Source organism: Fulvimarina manganoxydans (assembly GCF_900176465.1).
GTDB lineage: Bacteria > Pseudomonadota > Alphaproteobacteria > Rhizobiales > Rhizobiaceae > Fulvimarina > Fulvimarina manganoxydans.
Map to the genome: position 1 here is coordinate 24,251 of NZ_FWXR01000029.1, position 14,288 is coordinate 38,538.

13 protein-coding genes are annotated in these 14,288 nt (G+C 64.1%); 7 read left to right on the forward strand and 6 right to left on the reverse strand.

Annotation, left to right across the window (positions count from 1 at the left end; all coding sequences use genetic code 11):
* Positions 1–18: 18 nt before the first annotated feature.
* The 3 genes from B9A15_RS20670 to B9A15_RS20680 form a co-directional block, all read right to left on the reverse strand.
* On the reverse strand, positions 19–405 hold the full coding sequence (locus B9A15_RS20670; RefSeq protein WP_084412598.1) for a type II toxin-antitoxin system VapC family toxin: 387 nt from the start codon (positions 403–405) through the stop codon (positions 19–21).
* A 3-nt stretch (positions 406–408) separates the two neighbouring features.
* On the reverse strand, positions 409–657 hold the full coding sequence (locus B9A15_RS20675; protein WP_084412600.1) for an AbrB/MazE/SpoVT family DNA-binding domain-containing protein: 249 nt from the start codon (positions 655–657) through the stop codon (positions 409–411).
* Positions 658–828: 171 nt separating this feature from the next.
* The gene (locus B9A15_RS20680) at positions 829–1,710 is read right to left on the reverse strand and encodes a LysR family transcriptional regulator (RefSeq protein ID WP_084412602.1); all 882 of its coding nucleotides are present in this window, start codon (positions 1,708–1,710) and stop codon (positions 829–831) included.
* 139 nt (positions 1,711–1,849) lie between these two features.
* Between B9A15_RS20680 and B9A15_RS20685 the strand changes: the two genes are divergently transcribed.
* Both B9A15_RS20685 and B9A15_RS20690 read left to right on the forward strand, forming a co-directional pair.
* Positions 1,850–3,349 carry a CoA-acylating methylmalonate-semialdehyde dehydrogenase gene (locus tag B9A15_RS20685; RefSeq protein WP_084412648.1) on the forward strand — a complete coding sequence of 500 codons (1,500 nt, stop codon included), beginning with the start codon at positions 1,850–1,852 and terminating at the stop codon, positions 3,347–3,349.
* Positions 3,350–3,486: 137 nt separating this feature from the next.
* Positions 3,487–4,542, forward strand: coding sequence for a DUF2793 domain-containing protein (locus B9A15_RS20690; RefSeq protein WP_084412604.1), 1,056 nt, complete (start codon positions 3,487–3,489; stop codon positions 4,540–4,542).
* A gap of 46 nt (positions 4,543–4,588) precedes the next feature.
* Here the strand turns inward: B9A15_RS20690 and B9A15_RS20695 are convergent, their stop codons facing one another.
* Together B9A15_RS20695 and B9A15_RS23685 are read right to left on the reverse strand one after the other, a co-directional pair.
* The gene (locus tag B9A15_RS20695) at positions 4,589–5,851 is read right to left on the reverse strand and encodes a cation:proton antiporter (protein WP_084412606.1); all 1,263 of its coding nucleotides are present in this window, start codon (positions 5,849–5,851) and stop codon (positions 4,589–4,591) included.
* 298 nt (positions 5,852–6,149) lie between these two features.
* Positions 6,150–7,598 carry a DUF4214 domain-containing protein gene (locus tag B9A15_RS23685; RefSeq protein WP_084412608.1) on the reverse strand — a complete coding sequence of 483 codons (1,449 nt, stop codon included), beginning with the start codon at positions 7,596–7,598 and terminating at the stop codon, positions 6,150–6,152.
* Positions 7,599–7,963: 365 nt separating this feature from the next.
* Between B9A15_RS23685 and B9A15_RS20705 the strand changes: the two genes are divergently transcribed.
* Both B9A15_RS20705 and B9A15_RS20710 read left to right on the forward strand, forming a co-directional pair.
* On the forward strand, positions 7,964–8,887 hold the full coding sequence (locus B9A15_RS20705) for a sugar kinase (RefSeq protein ID WP_084412610.1): 924 nt from the start codon (positions 7,964–7,966) through the stop codon (positions 8,885–8,887).
* Between the two features lie 186 nt (positions 8,888–9,073).
* Entirely contained in the window at positions 9,074–9,289 is a 216-nt protein-coding gene (locus B9A15_RS20710; protein ID WP_244557057.1) for an HNH endonuclease, read from the forward strand.
* Positions 9,290–9,447: 158 nt separating this feature from the next.
* On the opposite strand, the gene B9A15_RS20715 is transcribed toward B9A15_RS20710, so the two are convergent.
* Positions 9,448–10,296, reverse strand: coding sequence for a DUF1206 domain-containing protein (locus B9A15_RS20715; protein WP_084412614.1), 849 nt, complete (start codon positions 10,294–10,296; stop codon positions 9,448–9,450).
* Positions 10,297–10,562: 266 nt separating this feature from the next.
* Here B9A15_RS20715 and mnmE point away from each other — a divergent pair, with 266 nt between their 5' ends.
* From mnmE to B9A15_RS20730, 3 genes are all read left to right on the forward strand, one after another.
* Positions 10,563–11,990, forward strand: a complete 1,428-nt coding sequence (gene mnmE / locus B9A15_RS20720) for a tRNA uridine-5-carboxymethylaminomethyl(34) synthesis GTPase MnmE (protein ID WP_084412616.1) — start codon at positions 10,563–10,565, stop codon at positions 11,988–11,990.
* Positions 11,991–12,104: 114 nt separating this feature from the next.
* Positions 12,105–12,650 (forward strand): GNAT family N-acetyltransferase, encoded by a 546-nt coding sequence (locus B9A15_RS20725; protein ID WP_084412650.1) that lies wholly within the window; start codon positions 12,105–12,107, stop codon positions 12,648–12,650.
* A 145-nt stretch (positions 12,651–12,795) separates the two neighbouring features.
* Complete coding sequence (locus B9A15_RS20730; protein ID WP_084412618.1) at positions 12,796–14,286, forward strand: MFS transporter; 1,491 nt, start codon at positions 12,796–12,798, stop codon at positions 14,284–14,286.
* The last annotated feature ends 2 nt before the right edge of the window (positions 14,287–14,288 follow it).

Consider the following 14,288-nt stretch of genomic DNA (forward strand, 5'->3'; position numbering starts at 1 on the left):
ACCGAAAACGCCGACTGCCTATCGGGCAAACTCAATCTCGATGCCCGCCGACGTGTCGATTCTCTTCCAGGCTTGATCCGTCGTCATGGCCGGAACGCCCCGCAGCTTGGCCAATGCCAAACAGTATCGATCCCCAAGAGACAGCCCCATATGCTGGGTCATCATACGCAGCCGCGCCGCTTCTTCGGCGTCGTCCTGGCTGACGGGCACGATCGTCATGTCGAGTTCGGCAAAGTCGCGAATGGCTTCGTCTGGATCGAGGCCTCGATCGATCAGCTTAGACAGAACTTCCGTGTAGTTCACGGCGGAGACCATGGCCTCACCCAAGCGTGCCTCGACCGTCTTTGCGCCGGTCTCCGAAAAGAGAAGGCAGAGAATCGCCGACGCGTCGAGTACGCAGCCCATGGGTTATTCGCTATCCGCTTCGCGCCGACGCTCGGCGATCAGCTCGTCGGACACTCTGCCCTCCTTCGGGGCATAGGCCCTAAGCTTGTTCTGCAGGCGCCTGAGGGCCGAACGAGCCGGCCGGATGCGGAGCTCGTCTCCATCAAGTTCGATCAGTACCGTATCGCCCTTCGCCAGATTGAGGGATTTGCGAAACGCGGCAGGAAGGATGACACGCCCTCCTTCGACGATCTTGCCTTTCGCGATAGTCATGCAAAAGCCCCGTCCTTGGATCGGATGCCGGAACGACCGACTCTCTTCATATATGCACAAAACCAAGTGACGTACATTTGCGATTGTCAGGCCATGCCGACGCTTACCGCCCCGGCGCCGCATATGTGGCTTTCTCTCCTTGGTGCACGCGTCGGATTGACCGCCCCACCTTCAGCCAAACAGTTCCCGCTCCGCCGCCACGCTTTCCCGGATGAAGGCCGCGACGGCGGCGATGCGCGGCACGTCGCGCACGCTCTCGTGATAGACGAGCCAAAAGGCGCGCTCGATCCGCTCGGCCGGCAGCACACGCTTCAGATCGCGCCGACCCGCGGCGATGAAGTCGTGCAGAATGCCGATGCCGGCTCCGGCCGCCACCGCCTCGGTCTGGCCGATCGCCGAGGACACCTCGTAGCGCGAGGGCCAGTCCTGTAGCAGGTCGGCCCAATAGGCGAGCTTCTGGGAATAGAGAAGGTCCTCGACCGCCCCGACCAGACGATGGCGCATGAGATCGCCCACATCGGCCAGGGAGCCCGCCCCCGCCAGATAGGCCGGGCTCGCATAAAAGCCGAGTGCATAGTCGGTGAGCTTGGCGGCGACGAGGCGCCCGGCCTCGGGCCGCTCAACCGTGATCGCGATATCGGCCTCGCGGCGCGAGATCGAGAAGGCGCGCGGCACCGGGACGAGTTCGATGACGAGGCCCGGATGGCGTTCGGTCAGGCGCCAAAGCCGCGGCGCCAGAAACGCTGTGCCGAAGCCGTCGGGCGCCCCGACGCGCACCGTGCCCGAGAGCGCGACATCCGCGCCCTCGATCTCGGCACGCGCGTCGATCATCGCCGCTTCCATGCGCTCCGCCTTTGCAAGGAAGGCCCGGCCGCGCTCGGTCAGTTCGCATCCGTTCGGCCGGCGGTGCAGAAGTTTTGCGCCGATCGCCGCCTCCAGGCTCGTCAGCCGGCGCCCGACCGTCGCATGATTCAACTCCAGCCGACGCGCGGCGGACAAGATTTGACCGGCGCGCGCGACCGCCAGAAAGACGCGGACATCGTCCCAATTCATGAGGATGGCTCTCCGAAGGCGAAGCGTGAGGACTCGATTTTTCGCACAACGGATTCGCGTTTCAAGGGATTGGGTTCGACAAATTCATGCGTCAGAACGGGCCCCAAGAGCAATGAAACCATTCGGAGGAGACGAAGCGATGGAAACCATCGGTCATTTCATTGGCGGCAAGCGTGTCGCCGGTACGAGCGGGCGCACCGCCAAGGTCTTCAACCCGGCGACGGGCGAAGTCCAGGCCGAGGTGGCGCTGGCCAGCCAAAGCGAGCTGCGCGCGGCGGTCGAGAACGGCAAGGCCGCCCAGCGGGCCTGGGCCGCCACCAATCCCCAGCGCCGCGCCCGGGTGATGATGAAGTTCGTCGAGCTTCTCAATCGCGACATGGACAAGCTCGCCGAGGCCTTGTCGCGCGAGCATGGCAAGACGATTCCCGATGCCAAGGGCGACGTGCAGCGCGGCCTGGAAGTCGCCGAGTTCTGCATCGGCGCGCCGCAGATGCTGAAGGGTGAATTCACGGAAGGCGCCGGCCCCGGCATCGACATCTACTCGATGCGCCAGCCGCTCGGCGTCGTCGCCGGCATCACGCCCTTCAACTTCCCCGCCATGATCCCGATGTGGAAGTTCTGCCCGGCGATCGCCTCCGGCAACGCCTTCATCCTGAAGCCGTCCGAGCGTGATCCGTCCGTGCCTTTGATGCTCGCCGAGTTGATGATGGAAGCGGGCCTGCCGGCCGGCATCCTTAATGTGGTCAATGGCGACAAGGAAGCGGTCGACGCCATTCTCGACGACCCGGACATTCAGGCCGTCGGCTTCGTCGGCTCCACCGCCATCGCCAAATACATCTATGGCCGGGGCTGCTCCAACGGCAAGCGCGTCCAATGCTTCGGCGGCGCCAAGAACCACATGATCATCATGCCCGACGCCGATATGGACAAGGCGGCGGACGCGCTGATCGGCGCCGGCTTCGGCGCGGCGGGCGAGCGCTGCATGGCTGTCTCCGTCGCCGTGCCCGTCGGCAAGGAGACCGGCGATCGTCTGATCGAGAAGCTCGTCCCGAAGATCGAGGCGTTGAAGGTCGGCCCCTATACAGCCGGCGACGACGTGGATTTCGGCCCGCTGGTGACGGCCGAAGCCAAGTCGCGGGTGCTGGGTCTCGTCAATCGGGGTGTCGAGGAGGGCGCCAAGCTCGTCGTCGACGGCCGCGATTTCTCGATGCAGGGCTATGAGAATGGCTTCTTCGTCGGCGCCTGCCTCTTCGACGATGTCAAGAAGGACATGGACATCTACAAGACCGAGATCTTTGGTCCGGTTCTCTCCGTTGCCCGCGCCGCCAATTACGAAGAGGCGCTCGATCTGCCGATGAGCCACGAATACGGCAATGGCGTTGCGATCTTCACCCGCGACGGCGATGCGGCCCGCGATTTCGCCGCCCGCATCAATATCGGCATGGTCGGCATCAATGTGCCGATCCCCGTGCCGCTGTCCTACTACACCTTCGGCGGCTGGAAGGCTTCCGGCTTCGGCGATCTCAACCAGCACGGCGCCGACGGCTTCCGCTTCTATACGCGGACCAAGACGGTCACGAGCCGCTGGCCCTCGGGCATCAAGGATGGCGCGGAATTCGTCATCCCGACCATGCGGTAAAACTTCGAAGACGGCACACTGGAAAAGGCGCGGGAGCTAAGGCTTTCCGCGCCTTTTCGTGTTCTGAGCCGACCGGAGAAATCCCCACCCCCCTCTCCTCGGTGCATCATCGGACAAAGACCGCTTGGAGCTCTTCGATGTCCGAAACCGTCAATCTCGCCCTTCCCTATATTCTCGCCGTCCAGGCACAGAAGCATCTGACCCATAACGAGGCCTTGCGGGCGCTCGACGCCATCGTCCATCTCTCGGTTCTCGATCTCGACCGGACCGAGCCGCCCGCCGAGCCGCAAGAAGGCGACCGGCATATCGTAGCCGCGCCGGCGGGTGGGGAATGGGTCGGTCGCGGCACTCAAGTCGCCGCCTTCCAGGATGGTGCCTGGGCCTTCTTTACGCCGCGCGTCGGCTGGCTCGCCCATGTGGCGGGCGATGGGCGCCTGCGCCGCTATGATGGCGAGCGCTGGGTGGAAGCGGTCTCGAATGCGCCGATCTTTGGCGTCAACGCCTTGGGCGATAGCTATAATCGCCTTGTCGTGAAGACGAGTTCAGCGCTGTTTTCCCATGACGACGTCTCAGGGAGCGGCAATGGCTCGGTCCTGGGCAGCTTCAATCGCCAAGACGCATCGAAGGACGCCGCCTTCAATTTCCAGACCGCTTACCAGACGAACGCGCTTTTCGGGCTTCTGGGCGGCGACAGCCTGTCGATCAAGGTCTCCGGCGATGGCTCGGCTTTCGCGACCGTCCTCGAAGCGGCGAGCGCCAATGGGATCGCCCGCTTGCCGAGCGTTCCGAAGGCGGTTGCTTCGACCAATTACGACAACTACATCGCCGCCGATGCCTGGACGGCGGTCGCGCTGAACGACACCGCGAGCAATGCACAAGGCGCGTTCGATGCGGGCGCGAATGTCTTCACCACACCAATCGCCGGCCTCTATTTCTTCGCCGCAGCCCTTGGCTGGCATCAGAACGGCGCGAATGTTCCCATAAGACTCTCCGGGCGTCTTGTGAGTGGGTCGACGATCCTCGCCGGGCCCTTCTCGACAAGCGATCTCACCGAAGGCGAGGCGACGCTCGTTTTCACGATGGCGGTGCCGCTTGCCGCAGGCGATGAGGTCAAGCTGGAGGCCCGGTTGTCGGCTGTCGACGGCTATCTCGCCAGGGACGTCACGCGCCTTTCCGCCTTTTTGTTGGCTTGAGCGGCTTTGAAAATCCGTATCGCGAAGCGATCAAACGGATTTCGTATCAGTTGCAATCGGCGAAACGGAGAACGACCCGTTTCAGGGTGAGGCCCTGGACGATGATGGTGAAGAGGACGACGGCATAGGTCGCGGCGAGGATCGCCGATTTCTCCGGCGTCTCCGGGATCGACAAGGCGAGCGCGATCGAGATGCCGCCCCTCAGCCCGCCCCATGTGAGGATGGCGATCGTCCCCTTCATGAAAGGCATGAAACGCGACAAGGTCAGGACGGGCACGGCCACCGCGACGAGGCGCGAGAGGAAGACAAGGGGAATGGCGAGGCCCATGGCCCAGCCGAAGGAAAGGTCGAAACGCAGCACGAGGACTTCGAGGCCGATCAGGAGAAAGAGCACGGCATTGAGGATTTCATCGACGAGCTGCCAGAAGCCGAACATATAGCGCTGGGTCAGATCGCTGAAGGCATGATGGGGCCCGCGATTGCCGATGAGGAGCCCGGCCACGACGACGGCGATCGGCCCGCTCATATGAAGGTGACCGGCCAGCGCGTAGGTGCCGGCGACGAGGCCAAGCGAGATCAGGACTTCGACCGGATAATCGTCGATCGCCCGCATCATTCGGAAAGCCGCATAGCCAGCGACGAGGCCCAAAAGCGCGCCGCCGAGTGCTTCGACGAGAAAGAGCTCCGCCACTTGCGACAGGCTGCCCCCGCCCTCGCCCCCATGACCGCTCGATCCGGCCGCGATCGCCAGAAGGGCGGTGAAGACGACCACGCCGACGCCGTCATTGAAGAGCGATTCGCCGCTCATGTCGGTCTCCAGCGTGTCCGGTACGTCGACGGTCTTGAGGGTCGAGAGAACGGCCACCGGATCGGTCGGGCTGATCAGCGCGCCGAAGACGAGGGCCCAGGCGAGCGAGACGGAGAGGCCGGTCCAGCCGGCGATCAGCCAGAAGCCGATGCCGGCGATCGCGGTCGAGATGAGAACACCAATCGTCGCCATGGACCCGACCGCCAGGGCCCGGCTCTTCAGGCGCGTCAGATCGACCTGCATCGCGCCGGCAAAGAGCAGGAAGGCGAGCATGCCGTCGAGCACGGTTGCACGAAAGTCGATCTGGCGGACATAGGTCGTGACCGTCTCCTGAAGCCCGATCCGCGGAAAGGCGATCTGAAGCGCGACGAGGAGAAGCGACGCGCCAAGCCCGACGATCAAAAGGCCGATCGTCTGAGGCAGGCGAAGCACGACGTGGTTCGCGAAGGCAAAGAGGGCGGTGAGAACGAGAAGGGTCGCGATAAGGTCGAAGATGGACACGACCGGCCTCCGGGCGCTGGCTATGGGCCGAGAGAGCTAGGGCGTATCAAGGGATTGTCGGCCCATGTGCCTAACGCCTCCCTCGACTTTTCCCATCTGTCCCGAGATCGAAGTCGAGAGGTCTGGTGAAGCCCGGCTGGCATCCGCTTGGCTGTCGCCGATGCCGCAAGCCTCCAGGGAGATGACACAGCGGAGGTTGGAGCGACAAGCGATAAGTTGCGATCGCAACTTCTCTCCAACTCTTTGTTTTGCCGCATGATGTGAGCGGAAAAGTTATGTAACTCTTCCGCATCATGCTCTAAGCTGCCATCGGATCGAGAAGAATACCGTCGCCGATGGCCGGGGCCGTCAGAGCGATATTCTCGCTGCTTTCGGCGAAATTGGTCAGGACCAGGGCTCGGCTCGCACCCTCGGCAAGGGCATCGGTCCAATAGTCCAGGCCGCTCGTCTCGCCGGGACGTCCGAGAATATTCTCATAGAGGAGACCGACGAACTCTTGGTTGGTTGGGTTGCGGCCATAGGCATCGCGGAATTCCGAGGAGTCGATGAAGCCTTGGGCAATCGTCTCGAAGCTCGTGCCTTGATCGGCCGACCGGATCCAGAAGGACAGTCCAGCCGCGTCCGGGGTTCGGTCGAAAGCGGCCTGATAGGTGCGATAGACGACGCCGGCATTTTCGCCGGCCCCGACATCGAGGGCAAGCATCTTGTCGGTAAAGGCGAGCCGCTCGACGCCCGACAGGAGATCGGCGCCCTCGTCGGATGCGACCTGCAGACGCCCATCGGGTGCGATCGATCGGGCGGCGGCGGAAAAGGAGACGGCGAAGACGGCCGTATCGAGCCCGGCACCACCCTCGATTTCGTCATTGCCGCGCCCGCCGATCAGCCGATCATTGCCGAAGCTGCCATCGATCAGGTCGTTGCCGTCCCGGCCGCGAATCTGGTCGGCACCGACATCGCCGATATAAAGCGCGCCGATCCCCTCTCGGCCGGGCGTCTGGTCGCTGACCTCGCGGCTCGAGGCGTCGAAGATGACGATGGAATCGGCGCCGATCCGGTCGGCGAAGCGCGAATCGCCAAGGCGCGCGAAGGCTGCGAAAGCGGTCTCGCCCTCGGAATGGGCGTAGTCGTCGAAGGGGTGGCGCCCGTCATAATTGCCGTCGAGATAGTCGCCCGTAGCCAGAACGAGATTGTCGAGGCTCGACGGATTGTTCTGATAGCCGGCGAGAAGCCGGTAGACCGGATCGTTGGAGAAGCCGACATTGAGAATGCCGTTCTCGCTCGTGATGTTGGGCGAGGCGAAGGCGACGAATCGCGCGTCGGCGAAGCGACCCCCGTAGTCGTTGTCGGCGACGCGCGCCATGAGATTGACGGCTCCGCCGCCAAGCGAGGCGCCCGTGAAGCCGAAATTGGACCCGTCGGGCGCGTTGGCCGCCAGTGTCTGCAAGAGGGAGCGGAAGTTCTCGAGATAGGATCCGGTATAAAGACCCGGATATTGCGCCACATCGATCTGTTCGTCCGTGCCTCTGAATGAGACGACATAGGTGCCGGCATTTTCCAAGATGACGGCCTGGGCGCCATTATAGTCATAGGTCGAGCCATTCACCCGAGCCGGATCGACGCCCAGCCCGCGAAGGTCGACGAGTGACCATCCGACCGGGACCCTGTCCGGTGAGAATGACGCCAAGCTCGCATCGCCCCAGAAGGCCAGTTCGTCATAGGTCATCCCAAAACTTGAAAGAAGGCTCATATCGGTGGTCCTCGTCCTCTGCCGCAAACACGTGATAAACACTGGATACTAAAAGACCTTTGAATGGAATGGGTTGCAGGCCGAGAAGCCGGTAGGGTTCTTGGTCGCAGGCAAGCGGCCAGCCGCGAGGAAAGGCCGATAGGCCACGGGCTGCCGGCCCTTACGAAATCCGATTGATCGCTTCACGATCCGGCTTCTTAAAGCCAAACAAGCGCTGCGCGGGCTTTGATACAGAGCCCGATTGAATCAGTCGGACACCGTATGACAGCAAGGCTTGACTTCGTCCGTCCCCCCGGCCCAACCCTCCCAATCGGCATTCATGCCGCCCGAATTCCAAGAAGCCTTTTTAGGGAAGACCAGACGCGATGCGCATATTGTCGATCGGGGAATGTATGATCGAGATGTCCGGCGGGGCCGGTGGTGCGTGGCATCTCGGCTTTGCCGGCGATACTTTGAACACGCTCTGGTATGCGCGGGCGAGCCTCGATCCGGCTGAAGGGTCCGCTGCCTATTTCACAGCGCTTGGCGATGACGGCTTTTCCGACAAAATCGCGGATTTTCTCGATACGAATGGCATCGACACGTCGCAAATTGTGCGGATCGAGGGTCGACGGCCCGGCCTTTATATTATCGAGCAGATCGCCGGAGATCGCCATTTCACCTATTGGCGCGAGACCTCCGCCGCCCGCCGTCTCGCCGAGGACGAAACGCGGCTCTCGGCCGCGATCGAGGCGGCCGAGCTCGTCTATCTCTCGGGCATCACCCTCGCCATCCTGCCGGCCGAGCATCGCGAACGGCTGATCGCTTTGTGCGGGACTGCGAAGGCGCGGGGCCAGATCGTCGCCTTCGATCCCAATATCCGGTCGGCCCTCTGGACCCGTCTCGACGAAGCGCGCGAGGCGATCATGGCGATGGCGGGATCGGCTTCGATCGTTCTGCCGAGCTTCGACGACGAGCATGCGACCTTTGAGGATGACGGGCCGGAGGCGACGATTGCGCGCTATGCCGGCGCAGGCGTGAAGGAAATCGCCGTCAAGGACGGGCCTCGCGCGATCCACGTCTTTGCGGACGGCAAGGCGGAGCGGGTCGAGGCGGTCCCGAATGTCGAGGTCGTCGACGCGACCGGTGCGGGCGATTCCTTCAACGGCGCCTATCTCGGGGCGCGGCTGTCGGGTGCGGACCCGTTAAAGGCTGCGGCGGCTGGCCGCGACATGGCCGCCCAAGTGGTTGGCGTGCGCGGCGCACTCGCCGATTGGCCGCTCTTTGAGCGCTGGGCGCGAAAGGGCTGAGGCCGAGCGCGGCCGGCATTCGGTCGCACGGACGCGACGTGGAGGCGGCAGGGCTTTGCTCCTATCTTAAGGGCGATGCCAAAACGCCTGCCTCCCGGCCCTCCGCCGCCGATCGCCGAAACTGACAAGCCCCGTTGCTGGCTGTGCGAGCGCCCGCTCGGGCGGCGGGTCGAATGGCATCATCCCGTGCCCAAGAGTCGGGGTGGCCGGCAGACCGAGCCGGTTCATCCGATCTGCCACCGTACGCTCCATGCCCATTTCACCAATCACGAGCTTGCGCGCATGGAGCGCGACGGCGTCGATATCCGCAGGGCCGAGCCGATCGCCGCCTTTCTAGCCTTCATCGCGGGAAAGCCGCCGGATTTTTACGCCCCGACGCGCAAGCGCAGGCGGGACGGATGACGCAGCGTTCGGCTGATTCAATCGGCCGCCGTCTCAAAGCCCGCGCAGCGCCCCAGCGGCTTTAAAATTCGTATTGCGAAGCGATCAAACGCATTTTGTATGAATGAACCTTCGCCATGCGGACAAGCGGTGAGCTTAAGAGAACGTGGCGAGGGTCGTCAGCTGGTGGCCTGCCGCGCCTTGGCCTCCAGCCGGGCGGCCACGGTCTCGATGTCGTCGCCCGTCACGCGCGGAACGATCCGATAGGCGGCGTTGACGAAGCAGAAGAGCGAGAAGCCGAGGAGGCCGATGCAGACGGCCGCGATCAAAGCCCAGCCATAAGGCTGATGGGTGAGCCATGAAAAGGCTTCCTCCGTGCCGCCGGCCTCGCTCGGATTGGCGTGCCAGGCGGCGAAGACGAAGAGCAGTCCGACCACGGCGATCACCACACCTTGTGCCAGGAGACCGGCCTTCAAAGCCGGATTCCAGTGCAGGGTAAAATGATTGGCTTGTAGAAATTGGCGGTATTTCTCCTTCCAGCCCTTGATCGCATAGTGGATTCCGGCCCCGATGATGATCGCGCCGCCGCCGGCAATGATCCAGCGCCCGCCGGGCAGGGCCATGATGCTCGCGACCCAGGAGGGAATCGAGGAGCCGCCCGAGCCGCCTGACGTGAAGACCAGCGAGAAGGCGAGGAAGCCGATCGAGAGATGGAGAAGGCCGGTGATGATCATGCCGGTCCGGGCGACGAGACCCTTGGCGTCATTGCCTCGACATTCGAGATCGTAGAAAGCGGCGACGACGCGCCAAAGCGCATAGGCGAGCATGCCGAGAAAGATCAGGGTCAAGATCACATAGCCGCCGGCAGTCGTCTCCAATTGGTGAAGGGCCGACTGCGTGCCCTTGGCCTGGCCGCCGCGCCAGATGGCATAAAGCGAGAAGCCGGCGACCACCAGATAGACGATGCCACGCCCCGCATAGCCCGCTCGCATCACCGGAACGGCCCAGGACAGATCCGTCTTGCCCATTGATCAGTCTCCCTTGTGAACGTTGCGGCAACTCGCGGGGACGCCGCATCGTTCCAAATCCTGTCCCGGTTCGTCTCATCGAGGGCCGCGTATGATTACGCTGAAGGACGCCATTGACGGGGACGGCGCCAAACGCGATCGTCGTCCAAAGCCAAAGGGGCGATGTGGCGGCGAGCCCTGAACGGTTGCGCCCTTCTGCCGAAGCTGGTTCTCTGGCATTCCACTTCATCGCCGATGCCGATCCCCGACCCGAGCGCTCACGACCCATGCACACCGAAACGATCGTCGCTTTGTCTTCCGGCGCTCTCCCGTCCGGCGTCGCCGTGATTCGGGCGAGCGGGGCGAAGGCGCGCGCCCTTCTCGAAAGCGTTTGCGGCGACCTGCCCGAGCCACGCCGCGCGAGTTTGAGAACGTTCCGAGATGGCGATGGCGCCGTCATCGACCGGGGTATCGCCCTCTTCTTCGACGCGCCGAAGACCGTGACCGGCGAGGATGTCGCGGAATTCCACCTTCATGGTGGACGGGCGGTCGTTGCGGCCTTCCTGTCCGCCGCGACGCGGATCGAGGGTGTTCGCTCGGCCGAGGCGGGCGAGTTCACCCGCCGGGCCTTCGAGAACGGCCGCATTGATCTGACCGAGGCGGAAGGGCTCGCCGATCTTCTGTCGGCCGAGACCGAGGCCCAGCGCCGCGCCGCCGTCAACCAGGCAAGCGGCGCCCTTCGGCATGTCTATGAAGGGTGGATGGAGCGGCTGACCCGGGCAAGGGCGATGGTGGAGGCCTCCTTCGACTTTGCCGACGAAGGCGATGTGGGCGAGGACGCCGATGCCGGTGTGAGGCAGGCGGTCGATCGGCTGATCGGAGACATGAAGACCCATCTCGCCAGCGCGGCGCGCGGCGAAATCCTGCGCACGGGCTTCAAGGTGGCCATTGTCGGCGCGCCGAATGCCGGCAAGTCGAGCCTTCTGAACGCGCTTGCCGAGCGCGAGGCGGCGATCGTCACCGATATTCCCGGCACCACCCGCGACGTCATATCCGTCACCCTCGATCTCGGCGGCTATCCGGTGATCCTCTCGGACACGGCGGGTATCCGCGAGACGAAAGACAAGGTGGAGGAGATCGGCGTTGCCAAGGCGCGGGCGGCCATGCGCGAATCCGATCTTGTCCTGGCGCTCGAGGATCCGGCGGATGCGCCGGGGCCGATCTCCCGCTTCTTCTCGCTGATGTCGATGGTCAAGCATCCGCTCGGCCCGATGGGGCTCGCTCTGCCGGGCCAGGAGGACGAAGAGGAAGCGCGGCCGACCCGGGCGATTTTGACCGTGCGCACCAAGATCGACGAAGTCGAGGGCTCGCCCGACGACCACCGCGCCCGGGCGATCGAGAAAGGCGGCTACGACTTCGTCACATCGGTCAAGACGGGCGAGGGATTGGCGGATCTCACCCGGCGCATTGCGGATCTCGCCCGCGAGGCGGCGGGCGATCCGACCGAGACAATCCCTTTGCGCCAGCGCCAGCGCGAGCTGATCGCCGACGCCCTGCGTATTCTGGAGAGCTATCGCGACGAGCCGGAGGCGCCGGCGGAAGTCGCCGCCGAGACCCTGCGCCGAGCCTCGACCCGCCTCGGCGCGCTCACCGGTCAGGTAGGCGTCGAAGACCTTCTGGACGTGATCTTTTCCGAGTTTTGTATCGGGAAGTGAGGTCGCTTCCCTCTTCTCTGAGAGGTCACATGGATCATGCCCCATTAGCTGAATATAGGCGAACCAATCGATCGCTGAGATCGATCAGACAGGTTCAAGACGATATGGATGCGCATGACGAGCTCGAAGTCCGAACGGCATGAAATCGGCGTCCGCGCGGCCGAGCCCTCCGATCTCGACGCCCTGGCCGACATCATGAACGGTCATGACTACCGTTTCGGGACGATGCGGCTTCCTCACGAGAGCAGGGAAGCGGCGCGCTCGCGGCTTTTCGAGCGGCCGGGCCAGACCTCTCTCGTGGCCGAAATCGAAAGCGAGATCGTTGGCTTGGCGAGCCTTGTCCGCCTCAGCGATCGCCGCGCCCATGTGGGGCTAATCGGCATGGGCGTTCGGGACGGATGGTCGGGCCGTGGCGTCGGCACAGCTTTGCTGTCCGAACTGATCGATCTCGCCGACAACTGGCTGGGCCTCGTTCGGCTCGAATTGGATGTCTATGCCGACAATGGTCCCGGCATCGCCCTCTATCGGAAATTCGGCTTTCGGGATGAAGGCGTGCGGCCGGCGGCGGCGATCCGTGACGGAGCCTATGCGGATATGCTGATGATGGGGCGGCTTCGCCCGCCTTCGCCGCTGCCGGGCGATGGGATCGTCGATCCGTAACGAGACTGGCCGCTTTGGAGGACCCCTCTCGATTTAAGGCCGCCATTTCCCGAAGCCCGGAACTCAGATATCGACCGCTTTGAGAGCATCGTGTGATCCTGATTCATCGCCCGGCGCTTCCCGCGGTGCCATTGCGAGGGCTTCGATGACGACAGAACCGAACGGCCAGGGAAAGGTCTCCGCTTCGAACGAGACTGACGGCCCGCCTTATACGCGGCCTCTCGCAAAGCCGGCCGTCTGGGGCTGGATGTCGTTCGATCTCGCCGCCCAGCCCTTCTTTACGGTGATCCTCACCTTCGTCTTCGGCCCCTATTTCGTCTCCGAACTCGCGAGCGATCCGGCTTCCGGGCAAACCGCATGGAGCTTGGCCGCGACGATCGCCGGCCTCACCGTCGCAATCCTTTCCCCTGTCCTCGGCTCGATCGCCGACCGGGCGGGTCCTCGAAAGCCGTGGATCGCGACCTTCGCCTGTCTGAAAGTCGCAGCGCTCCTCGCAATCTGGCCCTTGGCCGCGCCAGGCTCGGCGCTCATCCCGGTTATCGCGGCGATCGTTCTGGCCCAGGTCGCTGCGGAATTCTCGATCGTCTTCAACGACGCCATGCTGCCGCGCCTCGTCGCAGCGCCCGCGATCGGACGGGTGTCCAATGTCGCCTGGGGCCTCGGCTATGCGGGCGGCATCATCTTTCTCGTCTTCGCCCTCGGTCTCCTGGCCGCTTCGCCCGAGACCGGCCGGACTCTCTTGGGGCTTACCCCGCTCTTCGGCCTCGATCCGGCGCAAGGGGAGGGGGCGCGGGCGACCGGGCCCCTCGCAGCGATCTGGTATGTGCTGTTCCTTCTGCCGCTTCTCTTTCTCACGCCCGACCGGCCGCGGGCAGAACCCATTTCGCGCGCCGTGGCCTCCGGCCTGTCGGACTTGAAGGCGACGGCCGGGGAGATCCGTCGGCGCACCGAACTCCTCAAGTTCTTTATTGCCCGCATGATCTATCAGGACGGCGTCAATGCACTTCTCGTCCTCGGCGGGGCTTTCGCGGCGGCGATGTTCGGCTGGTCCATCGTCGAGATCGGCCTGTTCGGCATCATCTTGAACCTAACCGCCATTCCCGGCTGTCTCGTCGCTAGCAGCCTCGATGCCCGGCTCGGCTCCAAAGCGATCGTCGCCGGGGCCGTGACGCTTCTGACGATCGCAACCCTCGGTCTCGTCTCGACGAGCCCGGAGGCTACCTTGTTCGGCCTTCTGCCCTTCGCCCCGGCAAGCGACGGGGGACTCTTCGCGAGCGGCGCGGAAAAGGCCTATGTCGCCTGGGGCCTTCTCGTCGGCCTTGCCTTCGGCCCGGTCCAGGCCTCGTCGCGGTCCTGGCTCGCCCAGAGCGTCACGCCCGACGAGGCCGGCCGCTATTTCGGCTTTTATGCCCTGATCGGCCGGGCGACGAGCTTCCTCGCCCCAGCCTCCGTTGCCGGCCTGACGGCGATCGCGGCCGGCATGACCGACCCGGTGACGGCCTCGCGTGTCGGCATGAGCGCGCTGATCGCCTTTTTCGTGGCAGGTCTGGCGCTTCTTCTGGTGACGAAGGGGCCGACGCGAGGAAGGGAGAGGGCGTCGACGGATCAGGCCGCAGGGTTGAAGTCTGGCTCCTGACG

Coding starts and splice junctions, on each gene's coding strand:
- B9A15_RS20670 (WP_084412598.1), bottom strand. CDS start 405: ATGGGCTGCGTACTCGACGCGTCGGCGATTCTCTGCCTTCTCTTTTCG.
- B9A15_RS20675 (WP_084412600.1), bottom strand. CDS start 657: ATGACTATCGCGAAAGGCAAGATCGTCGAAGGAGGGCGTGTCATCCTT.
- B9A15_RS20680 (WP_084412602.1), bottom strand. CDS start 1,710: ATGAATTGGGACGATGTCCGCGTCTTTCTGGCGGTCGCGCGCGCCGGT.
- B9A15_RS20685 (WP_084412648.1), top strand. CDS start 1,850: ATGGAAACCATCGGTCATTTCATTGGCGGCAAGCGTGTCGCCGGTACG.
- B9A15_RS20690 (WP_084412604.1), top strand. CDS start 3,487: ATGTCCGAAACCGTCAATCTCGCCCTTCCCTATATTCTCGCCGTCCAG.
- B9A15_RS23685 (WP_084412608.1), bottom strand. CDS start 7,598: ATGAGCCTTCTTTCAAGTTTTGGGATGACCTATGACGAACTGGCCTTC.
- B9A15_RS20705 (WP_084412610.1), top strand. CDS start 7,964: ATGCGCATATTGTCGATCGGGGAATGTATGATCGAGATGTCCGGCGGG.
- B9A15_RS20715 (WP_084412614.1), bottom strand. CDS start 10,296: ATGGGCAAGACGGATCTGTCCTGGGCCGTTCCGGTGATGCGAGCGGGC.
- mnmE (WP_084412616.1), top strand. CDS start 10,563: ATGCACACCGAAACGATCGTCGCTTTGTCTTCCGGCGCTCTCCCGTCC.
- B9A15_RS20725 (WP_084412650.1), top strand. CDS start 12,105: ATGACGAGCTCGAAGTCCGAACGGCATGAAATCGGCGTCCGCGCGGCC.
- B9A15_RS20730 (WP_084412618.1), top strand. CDS start 12,796: ATGACGACAGAACCGAACGGCCAGGGAAAGGTCTCCGCTTCGAACGAG.